The sequence below is a fragment of the Vibrio mexicanus genome (assembly GCF_001012815.1).
Taxonomy (GTDB): domain Bacteria; phylum Pseudomonadota; class Gammaproteobacteria; order Enterobacterales; family Vibrionaceae; genus Vibrio; species Vibrio mexicanus.
In genome coordinates this window covers 1-17,720 of the sequence record NZ_JYJP01000100.1, presented here as the reverse complement: position 1 = coordinate 17,720, position 17,720 = coordinate 1, and the positions used below count along the sequence as shown (strand labels likewise).

The following is a 17,720-nucleotide window of genomic DNA, read 5'->3' as shown; positions in this document are numbered from 1 at the left end:
AATCACAAAGCCGATAATGACTATTAATTTTATTTTTTAACTATATTGTGATTTTTTATTCAATAAAAATGATTTAATATGTGTTTTACCCTCTTAATGGACCTCTGTCAATAGTGGAGAGAAAGATAATATGCATTTACCAAGTTTTACTGAGGTTTACCAAGGCCTCATTTCCACCTCTTCAATCAGCTCAACCGACCCTAATTGGGACGAAGGCAACGTAAAAGTGATAGAGAAGCTCGCGACATGGCTTAAAGACCTAGGCTTTGAGGTAGATGTTGTAGAAGTGGAAGAGGGAAAGCATAACCTGATTGCGAAGAAAGGCAGTGGAACCGGAGGACTTCTCCTAGCAGGCCACAGTGATACCGTGCCATTTGATGAAGGTCGCTGGAACTACAACCCACACGCCCTTACTGAAGATAACAATCGTTTTTATGGTTTAGGCACCGCCGATATGAAAGGCTTCTTTGCGTTTATTATCGAAGCAGTAAAAAAAGTCGATTGGTCGAAGCAAACTAAACCTCTCTATATATTAGCGACCTGCGATGAAGAGACGACGATGCTTGGTGCTCGCCATTTTACTGAAGATGCCCCAATCAAGCCGGACTACTGCATTATTGGAGAACCGACGAGTCTTGTGCCTGTTCGCGGCCATAAGGGCCATGTTGCAAATGCCGTGCGGGTGACGGGCAAATCTGGGCACTCATCCGATCCTGCTTTGGGTGTGAATGCTATCGAGATCATGCATGAAGTCCTGTTCGCGATCATGCAGCTCAGAGATAAGTTGATTAAAGAGTACCATCACCCTGGTTTCGCCATTCCAAGCCCCACGCTCAACTTAGGCCATATTCACGGCGGCGACAGCGCAAATAGAATCTGCGGCTGTTGTGAGTTGCACTACGACGTTAGGCCACTCCCAGGCATTAGTTTGGATGGTCTCGATAATATGTTAAGAGGCGCGCTTGCCGAAGTAGAAGCCAAATGGCCGGGAAGAATTGAAATCACACCACTGCATGAACCGATCCCCGGATATGAATGTCAACACGATCATCCTTTCATCGAGGGCATGGAGCATATTTGTCAAACTTCTTCTGAAACAGTAAATTACTGTACCGAAGCGCCGTTCCTACAACAGTTATGCCCAACCCTAGTCTTAGGGCCAGGCTCGATTGATCAGGCCCATCAACCCGATGAGTTTTTAGCATTTGAATTTATCGATCCGACAATAAACATTTTATCTAAATCCATTTATCAATATTGTTTTAGCTAATTACCAACGCCCACATAGCACTCAATTTACAAACTTGTTTATTGAGTGCTACTTACCACTCGTTTTGTAATTTAATTTCATCATTTATTAGTAATTTGATTGCATTTGAATTGAAACATTCACTTGCAAACTAAATGCAAACTTAGTGTGCTTTATTTGACTCAGGGCGACATTTTTGGTAGATTGTCTACTTCGCAAGGAACATTGGATGTAATTTTTTTACAAGGCAGGATGACAATGAACGAGAAATACGCTGCACTGAAAAGTAACGTTAGCATGCTAGGACGCTTGCTGGGCAACACCATTCAAGATGCCCACGGTGACGTTATTTTAGAAAAAGTGGAGACGATCCGTAAACTTTCCAAATCTGCCCGTGCGGGTAATCAAGCTGATCGCGAGAGCCTAATAGAAGAAATAAAAAACCTGCCAAACGAGCAGCTAACCCCAGTAGCACGAGCATTTAACCAATTTCTAAATCTGACCAACATGGCAGAGCAGTACCATACGATTTCACGCCACTGTGAAGAGCATGTCTGCGAACCTGATGCCATTAATTCTCTTTTCTCAAAGCTAAGCCAGAACAACATTAGCAAGCTTGACGCTGCACAAGCGGTTCGCGACCTAAACATTGAACTGGTACTGACTGCACACCCAACAGAAATCACTCGTCGCACCATGATCAACAAGCTTGTTAAGACTAATGAATGTCTGTCTAAATTGGAGCTGAGCGATCTTTCTTACAAAGAGCGTCACAAAACCGAGCGCCGTTTAGAGCAGTTGATTGCTCAAGGCTGGCACTCAGATGTGATTCGTCAGCAGCGTCCTACGCCTCTTGATGAAGCGAAATGGGGTTTTGCGGTTGTTGAAAACTCGCTTTGGGAAGCGGTTCCAGATTTCCTGCGCGAGCTTGACGAGCGTTTAGAAGGCTACCTAGGCGAAGGTCTACCAATCGATGCGCGACCAGTACACTTCTCATCTTGGATGGGTGGTGACCGCGATGGTAACCCGTTTGTTACGCATAAAATCACTCGTGAAGTACTGCTTCTGTCTCGCTGGAAAGCGGCAGATCTTTACCTAAACGACATTAACGAGCTAGTCAGCGAACTGTCGATGACGCAATGTAACGATGAAGTTCGTGCACTTGCGGGTGAAGGTGAGCACGAACCTTACCGTGCTGTATTGAAAGGGCTACGTAGCCTATTAAACGAAACGAAAGATATTCTCGATGCAAAAGTTCACGGTGAGAAGCTTGCAGTTAAAGCGCCTCTACAACGTGTAGAACAACTTTGGGATCCGCTATACGCTTGTTACCAGTCTCTGCATGAATGTGGCATGGGCATCATCGCTGATGGCTCATTACTGGATACGCTGCGCCGAATCAAAGCATTTGGTGTTCACCTTGTTCGTCTTGATATCCGCCAAGAAAGCACCCGTCACTCAGATGTCCTATCTGAGCTGACACGCTACCTCGGCATCGGTGACTACGATCAGTGGAGCGAGCAAGACAAAGTTGCTTTCCTGACCAACGAACTGGCTTCAAAGCGCCCTCTTCTTCCACGAGACTGGGAGCCATCGGAAGCCGTTAAAGAAGTTCTCGATACGTGTAAGATTGTTGCAGCTCAGCCACGTGAAGCTTTTGGTGCTTACGTGATTTCTATGGCTCGCACGGCATCTGACGTTCTCGCCGTACACCTACTTCTTCAAGAAGCAGGCTGTCCTTACCGCATGGATGTTTGCCCGTTGTTCGAAACACTAGACGATTTGAACAACGCAGAAGACGTGATCAAGCAGCTAATGGGCATTGACCTTTACCGTGGTTTCATCCAAAACCACCAGATGGTCATGATCGGTTACTCAGACTCAGCAAAAGATGCTGGCGTAATGGCGGCTGGTTGGGCGCAATACCGTGCAATGGAAGCGCTTGTGAAAGTAAGCGAAGACGAAGGTGTTGAACTGACTCTATTCCACGGCCGTGGCGGTACAGTAGGACGTGGTGGTGCTCCTGCACACGCAGCGCTTCTTTCTCAGCCACCACAAAGCCTGAAAGGCGGTCTACGTGTAACTGAACAAGGCGAAATGATTCGCTTTAAACTTGGGCTACCAGACGTCGCCGTAAACAGCTTCAACATGTACGCGAGTGCGATTCTAGAAGCCAACCTTCTACCGCCACCAGCACCTCAGCAAGAGTGGCGTGACCTAATGGATGTACTTTCAGAAGTATCGTGCGAAGCATACCGTAAGGTTGTTCGTGGTGAACCTGATTTCGTTCCATACTTCCGCCAAGCAACGCCTGAACTTGAGCTAGGCAAACTGCCGCTAGGCTCAAGACCTGCCAAGCGTAATCCTAATGGTGGAGTAGAAAGCTTGCGTGCGATTCCATGGATTTTCTCATGGAGCCAAAACCGCCTTGTTCTACCAGCATGGTTGGGTGCGGGTGAAGCGATTCAATACTCAGTAGATAAAGGTCATCAATCGCTGCTAGAAGAGATGTGTCGTGAATGGCCGTTCTTCTCAACTCGCTAGGTATGCTAGAGATGGTTTACTCGAAGTGTAATATCGAAATCTCTCGATACTACGATGAGCGCTTAGCCGATCCAGCGCTACTGCCTCTTGGCGATCGTCTACGCGAGCAGCTTCAGTCTGACATCAAAGCGGTGCTTAACGTCGAGAACAATGAAAACCTTATGCAAAGCGACCCTTGGGGCCTAGAGTCAATTCGTCTGCGTAATATCTACGTTGAGCCATTGAACATGCTCCAAGCTGAGCTTCTTTACCGTACTCGCCAATCAGAAACACCGCCAGTTGAACTTGAAGAAGCGCTGATGGTGACGATTGCCGGTATCGCAGCAGGTATGCGTAACACGGGCTAACCTCTGCATTAAGGTAGTGAAAACTGTTGAAAGGCCGCTTTAGCATGACTAAAGCGGCCTTTTTATTGCCTGTGAATCACGATGCTGAAAATGCATTCAACTATGTAACAAAACTCGAATTGCATCCTCATTGCAATAGATCTATCTAAAGTAAACCCAAAATGGCGCACCACAATAGAATTTCCCTCCCAAGAGTTACGCTATTGAGTTTTTTGTTAGTTTTTTGACAAAAAATTTCCAACTATTCTACTTTATGCTTATTATTTAGATATAATAACCGACCAAGCGAGAGCCACAACAACTATTATTCTCGCATCTTCGATTCCCTCAGAGTAATCGATCCTAGGTGATAAACGGCTTACATATGGAGACATTGCCAACGTAGTAATAAGTTGGTCCAGCTTAAACGAACTGATGATTAAGTGCCTCAAGAAGCACAACAGATGTTTAAGCAATTTTGAAGTTTATTGACCATTTGGATTGAAGACATGTCATTACCACACGTTATCCTTACCGTTCTTAGCACTCGCGATGCAACGGGCTATGATATTACAAAAGAATTTTCAGCGAGCATTGGTTACTTCTGGAAGGCGAGCCACCAGCAAGTTTACCGCGAACTCAACAAAATGGCTCAAAACGAGCTGGTTACTTGTGTGCTAGAGCCTCAAGAAGGCAAACCAGACCGTAAAGTTTACTCAATCACCGATGCAGGCCGCAGCGCTTTGGGCGAATGGTTCGATCAACCGACTGCTCACCCAACCGTTCGTGACGAGTTTTCTGCGAAGTTAATGGCTTGTGCCGTTCAGCCATCTGCCCCTTTCCGCATTCAATTATCAGAGTTGGTTGAAGAATCTCGCAAGCTTGTTCAACACTATCAAGAAATCGAATCTGCGTACTACTCAACACCTGCGACGCTAGACAAACAGCAACGTTTGGAGCGCCTGACTCTTCGCCGCAACATGCTTGTTCGCAACGCATGGATTGATTGGGCAGAAGAAGTTCTACTTGAGCTAGATGCGCTAGAAGCTAATCGCCCCTACCAAGACCTCACATAGCTGTAAAAACAAAAGAAGCTTGCTAGTACTCACTAGCAAGCTTCTTTTTTAGGATCTATTTTTAGGAACTGTTGAACACCGAGCTGAACATTATGGTGCTAATCGATGTATGGGTCTAACCCATCGACTAGATTCCGTCACCGCCGATAAAACTTTGAGAGCGACCATTAAACTGCTGATCCATATCCAGTGATGGCTTATCGGTTTTAGGCCTTCCAACCACCTTCGCTGGTACACCTGCCACTGTGGTGTGCGGAGGCACGGCTTGAAGGACCACAGAACAAGAACCAATTTTAGCGCCTTCACCGACTTCAATGTTACCCAGAATCTTAGCACCCGCACCAATCATCACACCCTCACGGATTTTCGGATGGCGATCACCGCCCTCTTTACCTGTACCACCTAAAGTGACATCCTGAAGAATTGAGACGTCATTTTCTACTACAGCAGTTTCACCAATAACGATACCTGTTGCGTGATCGAGCATGATGCCGTGACCGACTTTCGCTGCAGGGTGAATATCCACCTGACAAGCCACCGAAATTTGGTTTTGAAGATAGGTAGCCAGAGCGATTCGACCTTGTTTCCAAAGCCAGTTAGCAACACGATAGCCTTGCAGCGCATGGTAGCCTTTCAAGTAAAGAAGCGGCATGGAATACATAGAAACCGCGGGATCGCGATGCACCACTGCACAAATATCACAAGCCGCCGCGGACGTTATCGAAGGATCTGAACTGAAGGCTTCTTCAACGACTTCGCGCACCGCCATCGCTGGCATTGAGGCGGTATTGAGTTTATTCGCTAAGATAAAGCTCAATGCAGCTGCAAGGCTTTCATGCTTGATAATGGTGGCATGGTAGAAGCTGGCTAGCATCGGCTCTTGTTCCGATTGCTCGCGCGCTTCTCGCACTATTGCTTTCCATACGTTTTGTTTTTCACAATGCTTCATACGTATCCTTTGAAGCTCACTGGCCAGTTATCTTCGCTAATCAAACATAACGCTAGTGAGCGGTTTCCTTACTCTTTTCTATTGCTCTGCTTTCTTCTCTCGACCTAACAGATCTTGTCCTGCCAAGCGTGCATCCTTCCCTTGATACAATACTTGATAAATTTGGTCAACAATTGGCATCTCGACACCCAGACGATTCGCCAATAACCAAACCTCTTTGGTATTTCGGTAGCCTTCAACAACCTGACCAATCTCCTCTTGAGCTTGGTCTGCGTTTTTACCTTGGCCTAACGCTAAACCGAATCGACGGTTACGTGATTGGTTATCGGTACAAGTCAGTACTAAATCGCCCAGTCCAGACATGCCCATAAACGTATCAGGTTTTGCACCTAGAGCCACACCTAAACGAGTCATCTCAGCCAAACCACGCGTAATCAAAGCAGTACGCGCATTAGCACCAAAGCCCATACCATCGGACATACCTGCACCGATCGCTATCACGTTCTTAACCGCACCACCTAACTGCATGCCAGTAAAGTCATCATTGGCATACACACGGAAGGTTTTGCTACAGTGGATTTTATCTTGAAGGTCGGTAACAAACTCAGTATCGGAAGAAGCCACCGAAATAGCCGTTGGCATACCCATCGCAAGTTCTTTGGCAAAGGTAGGTCCCGATAGCACGGCAAGCGGATAATCTTTACCAATCACATCGTAAGCCACTTCTTTCAATAGACGGCCAGTCTCTGGCTCAAGCCCTTTCGTCGCCCAACACACACGATGCTCTGCGTTTAAGTATGGTTTGATGCTGTTTAGAACAATACCAAATACATGGCTTGGAACAACAACCAGTAAGTCTTTACTTGCTTGAACCGCCTTCTCTAGGTCCGATTCAACAATCAAAGACTCAGGGAAATCGATGCCAGGTAGAAATTCATGGTTAGCGCGATCGGCTTCAAGACGCTGCATGTGCTCAGCTTCATGCCCCCAGATCACCACATTAGCACCGTTTCGAGCCAATGAAATCGCCAGTGACGTTCCGTAAGAGCCTGCACCAATCACGGTCATTGCAATCTCTTTCCCATAGGCATTATCGATAGTTTTTTCCATTAATCCGCCTGTCGCTTGAATACTGTTGCCACTGCATAAGTGGCTAAATAAAGAAATGAGCTCTCCTTTAAAACAAGGAGGCGCTCAAATAAAAAATGCACAATGCATCTCATGACGCTTTGTGCATTCTATCTCTATGCTAAGCCTAGGTCATTAGCCTAAGCTCAGTAAACCTTAGCCGAAAAATTAAGCTTCTGCTTGACCTTCGCCTTGACCAGCTTGCTGCTGTAGGTAGTTCATGAACAGAGCATCGAAGTTCACTGGAGCTAGGTTCAGTTGTGGGAATGTACCTTTGATTACTAGGCTAGAGATTGTTTCACGTGCATATGGGAATAGGATGTTCGGGCAGAATGCACCTAGACAGTGTGCAAGCTGACCTGCTTCCATTTTCTCAGCAGTGAAAATACCACCTTGCTGAACTTCACATAGGAAAGCCGTCTCGTCTGCGTTCTTAACAGTCACTGTTAAACGTAGAACAACTTCGTATACACCTTCGCCTAGCTCACGGCTTTGAGTATCTAGATCAAGCTTCACATCTGGGTTCCACTCTTTTTGGAACATGCTTGGCGAGTTTGGTGCTTCAAAAGAGATATCTTTTAGGAAGATACGTTGGATAACGAAGTTTTGCGCTTCTTGTTGTGGTGCTGCTTCAGCCATGGTTTAAATCCTTAAATTCGGTTCGATATGTCTGTTTTGAGACTAACCGAGAGACTTTGTATTGACTAGGTTTAACCACGATTACGTGGAAAACATCACAACTCTCGGCGTCAACCGCTGCCTTTTTCGACAGGCAGCGTAAAAATCAATCTCAGGCTTACTTCTTACCACGAACTAATGGAAGATTTGCTTCACTCCAAGCAGTCAATCCATTTTTCAGTAAGTTCACGTTTTCGAAGCCTGCTTTAGCTAGTAGGTTAGCACTCTCTTGCGCCGTTTGACCCGTTTTGCATACTACGATGATTGGGTCTGATTTACGGTTTTCAAGGCTGCCGAAGTTACCCGCTTTAATGTCTGATGGCAAAATGTGAACTGAGTCCGTAATGTGACCCTTTTTGTACTCATCTTTCGAGCGGATATCGACCACTAAACCACTTTCGCGGTTCATTAGTGTAGTCGTTTGCGCTGCAGTGATTTCTTTGTAAGCCATAGTCGAAGACTTAACAATATTCATGATAAGAGCAGCCAATAGACCAACCCATACCAAAGACAAAATCATATTGTGTTGAAAAAACTCGATGTATTCTTGCATATCAGTGCTCTTGCAATAAGTGACGTTAAAAAACGTAGACGATAAATCAGTCGGTGAGTATAGCGAGGATAGTCAGGCTAAGCTAGATCGGATAGGAAGTTCATAATAAGGGGTTACTTACTTACGCCTTAGAATGCCAACGTCATCACGCTTAATGGTTTAATCGCAGCCTAGCCACAACTCGATGTATAATCCGTTAACTGGGCAGTGCCATTAAGCAGCACCCCATGATATGTTGCTTGAACCATTTGGTAATCTAACTCAGGCGCTAAGTAGTAGGTAATCTCATCGGCACCGGACTGACGAATAGGCAAAACATTTAAAGTTCCCCACTTTTTGGTCTCAATGGTTTTTTTATCTAACTGACGGTACTGATACTCTTCAACTTTATCCGTCGCCTGACGGGCAAGTTCAAACTCCTTCAACCCTTGAAACGTATATTGACGGATTTGAGCACCAATTGTATCGATGTCTCTTAGTGGCAACTCATCATGCTGATAGAACTTAATATCGCCATCTAAATTCACTTGCGACATATACGCGCCATTAGATTGAATACCAGTTGTACCTGCATATCTCGGTTTTTAAACCCAGACACCTGCTGATGAAAATGCTGAGTTAACCACTGATTTGATTCACTTTGAAAAACCATCTCTGATTTTTGCTCGTAGGTAGTGCCGATTCCTAAAATACTCGCGCGGCTACGGCTACTAATTTCTACTGTATTGCCTTGCCATAATTCACTGCGAGTCATGAAACCCGTTGGAATACCACTTAAAGAGAGGCGATAGTGGTAGCTCTTTTCGCAGCTAAGTTCTTGCTGTGGTGTAACTTGTGCCTGAGCAACTGGAACAAGTGCAATTAGCGATAGTAGACTGGAGAGTACTAAGGGCGATTTATTCACTAAAATACCTCATTCACATTGAGGTAAAAGTTAGTGTCGCCTTCTGCATAGCCCACATCAAAGCGTAAGTTAATGCGATCTTTTACTCGAAAGCGAAAGCCAGTGCCAACACTTGTCAGTAAATCATTAGTAAGAGCACTGACATCATCGGCCACACTGCCCGCTCCCCCCAAAAACCATGCCATAGCGCTGAAAAACAGGCAGTCGGTATTCTACTTGTGCCATGGCCATGTTCTCGGCACGATACTGGCCTTTATGAATACCACGCAGGGCACTAGAGCCCCCAAATCCGGCAGCATATTCCATGGGGTATCACCTTGAGAAAATTGCCCCTGCACTTGCCAGGCAATCAAGCCAGGTACTGGGGTTAAATTAATGTAATTGGCGAGTTCAACATCATAGCGTGAGAAACTCGACTCACTTTGGTCGTTGTAATAAAGCCCCGCATCAACTTGAAATAACCAGCCTTGACTGGCATTTAATCGGTAATCTCGCGAATCATAACTGCTGCTCACGACGACACCAGAACTTAGATTACTCGGCAGGTCATAAAATGCAGGGTAAGCCGTATCGCCTTCAATTCGTTCAAGGTCGTTAGCTTTTGCGTACGTCGCTTCGGCGCCAATGCCGACAAAATAGTTAGGCCTTAACTGAGTGAGCCACATCGGCTTAAAAGAGTAGAGAACTTCATCAAACTCATGCTTGTTAGCCTCGTTGTTACCATCGCTCACACCTTGCCCGTAATACACGGCTGCTTCATTATGCAGTTCAACTTCAAACAATAAGCGATTCTGATCGCCATTAAAGTAACTCATGTTCTCAAATGACACGCCGTAAGAGCCATTCATTGAAACAAATGAGTTCACAACCAATGAAGATGGCTGACTGTCGTTTTCCTCATCCAAATCATATAAACCGACCATTAGCAGACCGACACCAAATTTTTTCTCTGGTGTGTAATAGGCGGTAGGTAAATAGCTCATATCGATACTTTTTTGATCATCATAATCACCATCAGCGCCAAAGTAATCGAGAACATTATCCACCCAGGTGGGCTGCATATCAGCTGGAGTTTCAAAAAGCGGGGAGACTTGAGGATGGGCTTCAGCACGAAAAGACAAAGCGCCTATAGCCAGATAAAAAGCCAGATAAAACGGTTTAATAATCATTTAAAACAACTTTAGAAAAAGGCACCGAATCAGAAGCTAAGGTGCCAATACAACAGTAGATTTGAAATCAATGAGCGAAATCCTAAATAAGTTCCGGAGCTCGTTTTCTTGCTTTGCGCTCAATGGCAATATTCACGAGCAAGTAAACCACGAACATCTGCATAAAGGCGGCGAACATAAACGATTCATCTTCTTGCGTGAACTCACCGACAATACCAACGCCTGCTAAAGTCATCGCCAATACACTAATTGACGCTAGAGCTTGTTTAGCCGTTAACCCAGATGCGATGAGTACGTGGTGAATATGAGTTCGGTCTGCTTTCAAAGGTGAACGCTTTTTCATTGCGCGTTTAATCATAACGGTTGCCATGTCCATTAGAGGAATCGCAATAATCCACAAAGCCGTCACTGGTCTCATTGCCACTTGGCCATTTGGAAGCCCATCAAACTGCTGTGTTGCAAATACAAGAAGCCAAACAATGGTAAAACCAACTAAGAAGCTCCCAGAGTCACCCATAAAGACTTTGTACTTAGATTTCACTTTTAAACCGAGGTTTACTACCACATAGGGCAGCATTGCGGCGATAAAAAACAAACAGAATCGAGCCAGTTCAATACAACCCGAAGAATAGAACAGGATACCAAGGCTGCCTATCGTACAAGCAGCCAGCACTCCGAGCAGACCATCAATACCATCCACCATGTTAAAGGCAGTCACACAACCAATAATGGCCGCAGTAGTAAAGATGAGTGCTTCTCCACCTAGAGCAATGGAGCCATTTCCGAGTAAATTACCTAAATAAGAAAGAGATATCCCTTCAATCTTAACTAGCCAGATAGAAAGGAAGCTTAAAATAAGAAGGCGGTAGCTGGCGCGGATATCCAGTTTGTCATCGACAAGGCCAACAACCACTAGAATTGCACTGAAACAAAGATATTCAAGTTTGTATAGAAGAGGGCCAGAAGAAAACAAAATCACGACACACAGTCCGAGAAACGTAGCGAGCCCTCCCACTAAAGGAATATGGCCATTGTGTGACTTCCTTTCACACGGTACATCGACAAATTTAAAATCTACAGCCCATTTTCTCAGCCATAGCAGAGACATTGTCGACACCACCATTGCCAATAGCGCCAAAAAAAATGTTTGCATTAAGCTTCCTAGCCATTTGTACTTTGAAAAGTATTCGTATTATAAAAAGGGCAGCTTACGCTGCCCTTACTGTATATCGAAACTATTTAATTAACAGAAGAATCAATTAAATTTCGCTACAGCCCCATTCCGGGAAGTGCTTACGCACGTAGCATTCAGTTCTTTTTCTGCGTCAGAGTATATCCGAGTATTAGCCTGACTCGCATCATTATCAACAGCGTTTACCATCCCTGCGCCGACTGTCACATTTGTGTGACGATCAATGACAATAAATGAACCTGTTGCAGGAAGTTTGCTATACTCGTCAATTGCCACCTTGTCAGTTAATGAAAGGTTTGTAAGTGCAATTTCATTCAAACTTAATGTTTCACTACCTTCTGCATGCTTATCTAAGGTATTTACATCAACTTTATGCGCAATCGTAGAAATTTTACCCGTACAAGATTTAGTCGCAAACTTGAAGATATACTCTTTATGTGTGCGAAGCGGGTTCTCATCCATCCATACCACGTGCGCCTGAAGTTTATTCGCTACAGATGGCTCATGACCAGTGTGAACTAGCATATCCCCACGAGACACATCAATTTCATCTTCTAACGTAAGTGTAATAGCTTGACCCGGTTGAGCCGTTTTTAGCTCAGCATCATAGGTATAAATACTCTTCACACGAGATGATTTACCCGATGGAAGGGCTGTCACTTCATCACCAACTTGAACAACACCCGATGCTAGCGTGCCGCAGAAACCACGAAAATCTAGGTTAGGACGGTTCACGTATTGAATCGGGAAGCGCATATGCTCAAGATCTTTATCTTGATCGATCTTAACGGTTTCAAGCAGCTTCATCAGTGTTGCACCTGGGTACCAATCCATGTGCTCACTTGGCGTTACCACGTTGTCGCCTTTCAGTGCAGAGATTGGTACAAAGCGGATATCGTCAATGTTGAAGTTCTTCGCCATCTCACGGTAATCCGCTTTAATCTTCTGATAAACTTCTTGGCTGTACTCCATTAGGTCCATCTTGTTGATAGCAACAATGATGTGCTTAATGCCCAGCAAACTACAGATGTAGCTATGACGACGAGTTTGAGTTTGAATGCCATGACGGGCATCAACCATCACAATCGCAAGTTCACAAGTCGACGCACCTGTTACCATGTTGCGCGTGTACTGCTCGTGCCCTGGAGTATCGGCAATAATGAACTTACGCTTATCGGTTGAGAAGTAACGGTAAGCAACATCGATAGTAATGCCTTGCTCACGTTCAGATTGAAGACCATCCACCAGCAGCGCTAAGTCAAACGCTTCGTCTGTGGTATTGAACTTTTGCGAGTCTTTTTCAATCGCTGCCATTTGATCTTCGTAAATCAGCTTACTATCAAACAGTAGACGACCAATCAGAGTCGACTTACCGTCATCTACGTTGCCGCACGTTAGGAAACGCAACAAATCTTTGTTTTCATGTACTTTCAGATATGCTTCGATATCTTCTGCAATCAATTCTGATGAATGTGACATTTCTTTCTTCCCTATTGCTGGTCAAACACGCTATTCACCTTTGTGAATGCTGAACTGTGTTTAAGCCAAAAAATTAGTTGTAAAAATTATCAAGAGTCTCGAAAAAGCGTTGTTTCTCGTTGACTGGTAATTGGTTAATCCCTGCCGCCGCTTTGCGGCGCCACCCGTCGCAAACTGAGTACAAACCTCGTCTGCACCGGTTCGGTTGCTGAGTGGTGCTCGCACGCTGACGGTATAGTCACTTTGATTACCATTTAGCGTAATCACTGCATGTGCTTTATCTGGTGATTGGTTTGCCAACGCATTGCCAAACACACCACTGATTCGCCTTGCCCAAGCTTCACAAGGCAGTTCATAGACTTCCGCTGCACTGGTACTAAAACTTGGTGCTAATGCGCTAACGTGGGCATTATCTTCTTCATAGCCCGCTTTAAGCACAAAATATGGCGAGATAGGATCGTCGAGTAAATCAAATGGAGAGTTGTAACGGAATAGCTTTACAAACAGCGACTCTGGCTCAATATGAAGATCTTCCAAGGTTGCACCATAACCGTTGTAATTGATCAGCGTACCTAACTCTTTAAGGTATTCCCTTTGCTCCGCTGACAGGCCTTGCTTATCTGCTAGGCTTCTGCTGCAACAAACATGTTGTCACCGTATGCCCCAACAATTGCCCAGGTAGCAAATTGGCCACCCAGATAGTCATTGATAAGTAAGCTTGTACACGTGTTGGCATCAAGGTTGATCAAAGCGGTGAGATTGCTTGATTGAGGCACATCACCAGAGCGATGGTGATCACAATAGAAAATCGGTACGTCTCTATCAATCAGTGAGTAAAGCGCATCGATGTTCTTTTCCATCGAGATGTCTAGTACAGTGACGCCACTAACATCATTTCGAGCTTCGACTTGTTGCAGTAACTTAATGTCTCGTTTAACACCCGTCACCAGCGTAGAGGTTTTAGGCTCTGCTTTACGAAGTTGCAGCAGTGCAATGATGCCGTCTGCATCTCCGTTAAACACATCATAATGCACCATCATCTCCTCCTAAGCTCAAGTAACCTAGCTCGGAGAGCTGACTGACAACATCCAGCGCGCATTCTTCAATGCTTTTACCTGCGGTCAGTACGTGAACCTCCGGAGATATTGGAGCCTCGTAGGCAGAATCGATTCCAGTAAAGTGTTTGATTTCACCCGCTCTTGCTTTCTTGTAAAGGCCTTTTGGATCTCTGGCTTCACACACTTCAAGTGGCGTATCAACAAACACTTCTAAGAACTGTCCATCTTCAAACAAAGCTCTTGCTTGCTCTCTATCAGTAATAAATGGCGAAATAAAGGCAGTCAGAACAATCGTGCCCGAATCGACAAAGAGCTTAGCAACTTCGCCAATACGTCGGATGTTTTCAACTCTGTCTGAATCACTAAAGCCAAGATCTTTGTTCAAGCCATGGCGCACATTGTCGCCATCGAGTAAGTAGCTATGTTTACCAAGACTCAATAGCTTACTTTCAACGGCATTAGCAACCGTCGACTTACCCGAACCGCTAAGCCCAGTAAACCACAGCACCACTGGCTTCTGCTGCTTTAGCTGAACTCGATCTTGATGCGTAACAGTCGTGTTATGCCATACGACATCGTCGCTCACTGACTCATTCTGTTTACGCTCGTAAGGAGTGCCCATTAGAAGTAACCTTCGCGCTTTTTCTTCTCCATTGAACCAGCACTGTCGTGGTCAATGGCACGGCCTTGGCGCTCTGAAGTCGTCGTTAACAACATCTCTTGGATAACTTCCGTTAATGTTGTCGCTTCAGACTCAACAGCGCCTGTCAGTGGGTAACAGCCAAGAGTACGGAAACGCACCATTTTCTCTTCGACGACCTCACCTTCTTTAAGTTCCATACGCTCATCATCGACCATGATTAACATACCATCACGCTCAACAACTGGACGCTTTTCAGAAAGGTATAGGCCTGGGATTTCAATATCTTCTAGGTAGATGTACTGCCAAATATCCAACTCGGTCCAGTTTGAAAGCGGGAATACACGAATGCTTTCGCCTTTATTTACTTTACCGTTGTATGTGTTCCACAGTTCAGGGCGTTGGTTCTTTGGATCCCAACGGTGGTGCTCATCACGGAAAGAGTAAACACGCTCTTTCGCACGAGATTTCTCTTCATCACGACGCGCGCCACCAAATGCCGCATCAAAGCCATACTTATCTAGAGCTTGCTTTAGGCCCTGAGTTTTCATTACGTCTGTATGGTACGAACTACCATGAGTGAAAGGGCTGATGTTCATTGCCAAACCTTCAGGGTTTTGATGAACAAGGAGCTTCATACCCAGTTTATCTGCCATGTAGTCACGGAACTGGATCATCTCTTTGAATTTCCATGTTGTATCTACGTGCATAAGTGGGAAAGGAGGCACACCTGGCGCAAATGCTTTGCGAGCAAGGTGAAGCATAACTGAAGAGTCCTTGCCTACCGAGTAAAGCATTACTGGGTTATCAAACTCTGCCGCGACTTCGCGCATGATATGAATGGACTCTGCTTCAAGTTGCTTCAAGTGAGTCATACGTTCTGGAGAAATCTTCATCTCAATTGTTCCATGTTTATTTGGCAGCTAAATCCCTTATTTCTCAACTCAATAACGTTGAAAAATACATAGCTATAAAGCTTCACCAATTAGTAGTTCATTATCCATTTACGAGAATAAGGATACCCTCGTTTAGACACAAATAGTTATAACGAATATAGATAAGATAAACCGACTAGCGTCACAGCACTGTAGACTAAGCTAACTGGCAACCCTACCTTAATAAAATCAATCAGTTGATATTGGCCAGCATTAAAGACCATTAAATTTGTCTGGTAACCGTAAGGGCTAATAAAGCTCGCACTGGCGCCAAACGCCACTGCCATAATGTAGGCAGAAGGCTCTACACCTAGAGAAGACGCTAACCCCATAGCAATTGGAAACATTAGCGCCGCCGCCGCATTGTTTGTGACCAGTTCGGTTAGCCACCAAGTGGCTAGATAGATCACGCACAAGGCAATAAATGGAGTGAGATAATCTTGATTGGACATGACCCATTCATCCAATAAAACGGGCACACCAGCGTTAGTCAAAGCATGAGAAAGTAACAGAGCCGAAGAGATAATCAGCCAAATAGAGGTTGGTAAACGTTGTAAGATTTCATTCGCTGTGAGTGAGCGAGTAAAAAGCAGCGCACTGAGCAGTAAAAGCATGCTTTGAAATAAAGGTACGAATCCTAGCGCCGACATTGCAATCGCGAGCCCAAAGCCCCCTACTGCAAACCACTCTTTATTCGTAGACAGCGTTTGCTCGGTTTCAACACCGCTCAGAAGATAAAAGTTTTTACTGATATTGTGTCGATGTTTAAAGTCTTCACCTACCGCGAGTACTAGGAAATCACCGGGTTTAAGCACCACATCACCCAGCTTGCCAGAAATATGTTCACCATCGCGCTTAATCGCGACCACTGCTGCATCAAACAACGCACGAAAACCCGTTCGCTTCAGCGTTTTTCCCACCAGCACACTTTCCGGCCTAACAATCACCTCGGATAAGTTATCTAAAGGCAAGCCATTTTTATTGGCAAATGAGGCTAAACCAGAAAACTGCTCGAGCAAGGTTACCTTTTTGATATCACCACTAAAAAGAAGACGGTCGCCCTCTTGAATCACTTCACTCGGAGTAACTGGAGATATCAGCTGCCCGGCTCGTTGAATCTCAACCAAAAACAAAGACTCAAGATTACGTAGCCCATTTGCTTCAACCGTTCGGCCGACTAAACCAGAGCCTTGCATCACTTTAGTATCAATAAAGTAATCGGAAATCACTTTCTGCCTATCGACTCGATTCGGCAACCAGCGGCTTGCAAAAAACAGCGTGATACCACAAGTCACAACCAGCGCACTGCCAATCAATGTGAAATCAAAAAAGCCGAGAGCTGGGTAACCTGCTTCCACCACCATGGAGTTCACAATCAAGTTAGTGGAGGTACCCACTAACGTCAATGTGCCGCCGAGAATCGCAGCGTAAGAGAGTGGTATTAATAAGCGACTTGCCGGGTGATGTGGGTTATTACGAATCGGCGCCAGCATGGTGGAAACTACGGCCGTGTTATTCAACACAGAAGAAGAGAGCGCACTAAATGTAAACAGGTTCAACCAAGAACGTCGATAGTTTGCCTTGATGACATAATTAGCAACAAGACGTAACAATCGCGTTTTTTCCAATGCCAACGAGCAGACCATGAGCAAGATAAGAGTAAGCACCCCTTGATTGGCAAAACTCGTTACCACTTGTTCTGTAGAAACCAAATTCAACACATACAAGGTCAACAATAGCACGCCAAATACGCGTTCAGGCTTAGATTGAAAGCGGATTAATGCGGCGATAGTGGTAATGAACAAGCCTAGAACAAGGTAGGCATTAAAAAAGTCGGGCA

General features: G+C 45.1%; 14 protein-coding genes and 3 pseudogenes. 3 read left to right on the top strand and 14 right to left on the bottom strand.

The genetic code is table 11. The features are described 5' to 3' along the window. The first annotated feature begins 130 nt into the window (after positions 1-130). The 3 genes and pseudogenes from argE to UA76_RS14470 all read left to right on the top strand — a co-directional run bounded on the left by argE (position 131) and on the right by UA76_RS14470 (position 5,195). Positions 131-1,270, top strand: a complete 1,140-nt coding sequence (gene argE, locus UA76_RS14480; RefSeq protein WP_047047495.1) for an acetylornithine deacetylase — start codon at positions 131-133, stop codon at positions 1,268-1,270. Between the two features lie 237 nt (positions 1,271-1,507). Next, positions 1,508-4,140 (top strand): annotated as a pseudogene (ppc, locus tag UA76_RS14475) (phosphoenolpyruvate carboxylase). A 488-nt stretch (positions 4,141-4,628) separates the two neighbouring features. Beyond that, positions 4,629-5,195 (top strand): PadR family transcriptional regulator, encoded by a 567-nt coding sequence (locus UA76_RS14470; protein ID WP_047047492.1) that lies wholly within the window; start codon positions 4,629-4,631, stop codon positions 5,193-5,195. Between the two features lie 127 nt (positions 5,196-5,322). On the opposite strand, the gene cysE is transcribed toward UA76_RS14470, so the two are convergent. The 14 genes and pseudogenes from cysE to UA76_RS14410 all read right to left on the bottom strand — a co-directional run. Further along, positions 5,323-6,144, bottom strand: coding sequence for a serine O-acetyltransferase (gene cysE / locus UA76_RS14465; RefSeq protein ID WP_047047491.1), 822 nt, complete (start codon positions 6,142-6,144; stop codon positions 5,323-5,325). A gap of 78 nt (positions 6,145-6,222) precedes the next feature. Continuing rightward, entirely contained in the window at positions 6,223-7,254 is a 1,032-nt protein-coding gene (gene gpsA, locus UA76_RS14460; protein WP_047047487.1) for an NAD(P)H-dependent glycerol-3-phosphate dehydrogenase, read from the bottom strand. 186 nt (positions 7,255-7,440) lie between these two features. Further along, positions 7,441-7,911, bottom strand: a complete 471-nt coding sequence (secB, locus tag UA76_RS14455) for a protein-export chaperone SecB (RefSeq protein ID WP_047047484.1) — start codon at positions 7,909-7,911, stop codon at positions 7,441-7,443. Between the two features lie 157 nt (positions 7,912-8,068). Then, complete coding sequence (locus UA76_RS14450; RefSeq protein ID WP_047047481.1) at positions 8,069-8,503, bottom strand: rhodanese-like domain-containing protein; 435 nt, start codon at positions 8,501-8,503, stop codon at positions 8,069-8,071. Between the two features lie 170 nt (positions 8,504-8,673). Next, positions 8,674-9,039 carry a hypothetical protein gene (locus UA76_RS23470; RefSeq protein ID WP_052772059.1) on the bottom strand — a complete coding sequence of 122 codons (366 nt, stop codon included), beginning with the start codon at positions 9,037-9,039 and terminating at the stop codon, positions 8,674-8,676. Next, entirely contained in the window at positions 9,027-9,407 is a 381-nt protein-coding gene (locus tag UA76_RS23465; RefSeq protein WP_052772058.1) for a hypothetical protein, read from the bottom strand. Before UA76_RS23465 ends, UA76_RS23470 begins: the two co-directional genes overlap by 13 nt. After that, a complete protein-coding gene (locus UA76_RS24120) occupies positions 9,407-9,592 on the bottom strand; it encodes a hypothetical protein (RefSeq protein WP_202906952.1) in 186 nt (61 codons plus the stop codon). The genes UA76_RS23465 and UA76_RS24120 overlap by 1 nt, the downstream gene beginning before the upstream one ends. 27 nt (positions 9,593-9,619) lie before the next feature. Continuing rightward, positions 9,620-10,576, bottom strand: coding sequence for a BamA/TamA family outer membrane protein (locus UA76_RS14440; protein ID WP_202906951.1), 957 nt, complete (start codon positions 10,574-10,576; stop codon positions 9,620-9,622). Positions 10,577-10,658: 82 nt separating this feature from the next. Then, the gene (wecA, locus tag UA76_RS14435; RefSeq protein WP_047047478.1) at positions 10,659-11,729 is read right to left on the bottom strand and encodes a UDP-N-acetylglucosamine--undecaprenyl-phosphate N-acetylglucosaminephosphotransferase; all 1,071 of its coding nucleotides are present in this window, start codon (positions 11,727-11,729) and stop codon (positions 10,659-10,661) included. A 106-nt stretch (positions 11,730-11,835) separates the two neighbouring features. Further along, positions 11,836-13,247 (bottom strand): annotated as a pseudogene (cysN, locus tag UA76_RS14430) (sulfate adenylyltransferase subunit CysN). A gap of 73 nt (positions 13,248-13,320) precedes the next feature. Beyond that, positions 13,321-14,281, bottom strand: a pseudogene (locus tag UA76_RS14425) (DHH family phosphoesterase). Then, a complete protein-coding gene (gene cysC, locus UA76_RS14420) occupies positions 14,271-14,927 on the bottom strand; it encodes an adenylyl-sulfate kinase (protein ID WP_047047476.1) in 657 nt (218 codons plus the stop codon). The pseudogene UA76_RS14425 and the gene cysC overlap by 11 nt, the downstream one beginning before the upstream one ends. Further along, on the bottom strand, positions 14,927-15,835 hold the full coding sequence (cysD, locus tag UA76_RS14415) for a sulfate adenylyltransferase subunit CysD (protein ID WP_047047552.1): 909 nt from the start codon (positions 15,833-15,835) through the stop codon (positions 14,927-14,929). The genes cysC and cysD overlap by 1 nt, the downstream gene beginning before the upstream one ends. Positions 15,836-15,987: 152 nt before the next feature. Further along, positions 15,988-17,720 (bottom strand): SLC13 family permease (locus tag UA76_RS14410; RefSeq protein WP_047047474.1); only part of this gene is annotated, 1,733 nt, incomplete at its 5' end.

Coding starts and splice junctions, on each gene's coding strand:
- argE (WP_047047495.1), top strand. CDS start 131: ATGCATTTACCAAGTTTTACTGAGGTTTACCAAGGCCTCATTTCCACC.
- UA76_RS14470 (WP_047047492.1), top strand. CDS start 4,629: ATGTCATTACCACACGTTATCCTTACCGTTCTTAGCACTCGCGATGCA.
- cysE (WP_047047491.1), bottom strand. CDS start 6,144: ATGAAGCATTGTGAAAAACAAAACGTATGGAAAGCAATAGTGCGAGAA.
- gpsA (WP_047047487.1), bottom strand. CDS start 7,254: ATGGAAAAAACTATCGATAATGCCTATGGGAAAGAGATTGCAATGACC.
- secB (WP_047047484.1), bottom strand. CDS start 7,911: ATGGCTGAAGCAGCACCACAACAAGAAGCGCAAAACTTCGTTATCCAA.
- UA76_RS14450 (WP_047047481.1), bottom strand. CDS start 8,503: ATGCAAGAATACATCGAGTTTTTTCAACACAATATGATTTTGTCTTTG.
- UA76_RS23470 (WP_052772059.1), bottom strand. CDS start 9,039: ATGTCGCAAGTGAATTTAGATGGCGATATTAAGTTCTATCAGCATGAT.
- UA76_RS24120 (WP_202906952.1), bottom strand. CDS start 9,592: ATGGCATGGTTTTTGGGGGGAGCGGGCAGTGTGGCCGATGATGTCAGT.
- UA76_RS14440 (WP_202906951.1), bottom strand. CDS start 10,576: ATGATTATTAAACCGTTTTATCTGGCTTTTTATCTGGCTATAGGCGCT.
- wecA (WP_047047478.1), bottom strand. CDS start 11,729: ATGCAAACATTTTTTTTGGCGCTATTGGCAATGGTGGTGTCGACAATG.
- cysC (WP_047047476.1), bottom strand. CDS start 14,927: ATGGGCACTCCTTACGAGCGTAAACAGAATGAGTCAGTGAGCGACGAT.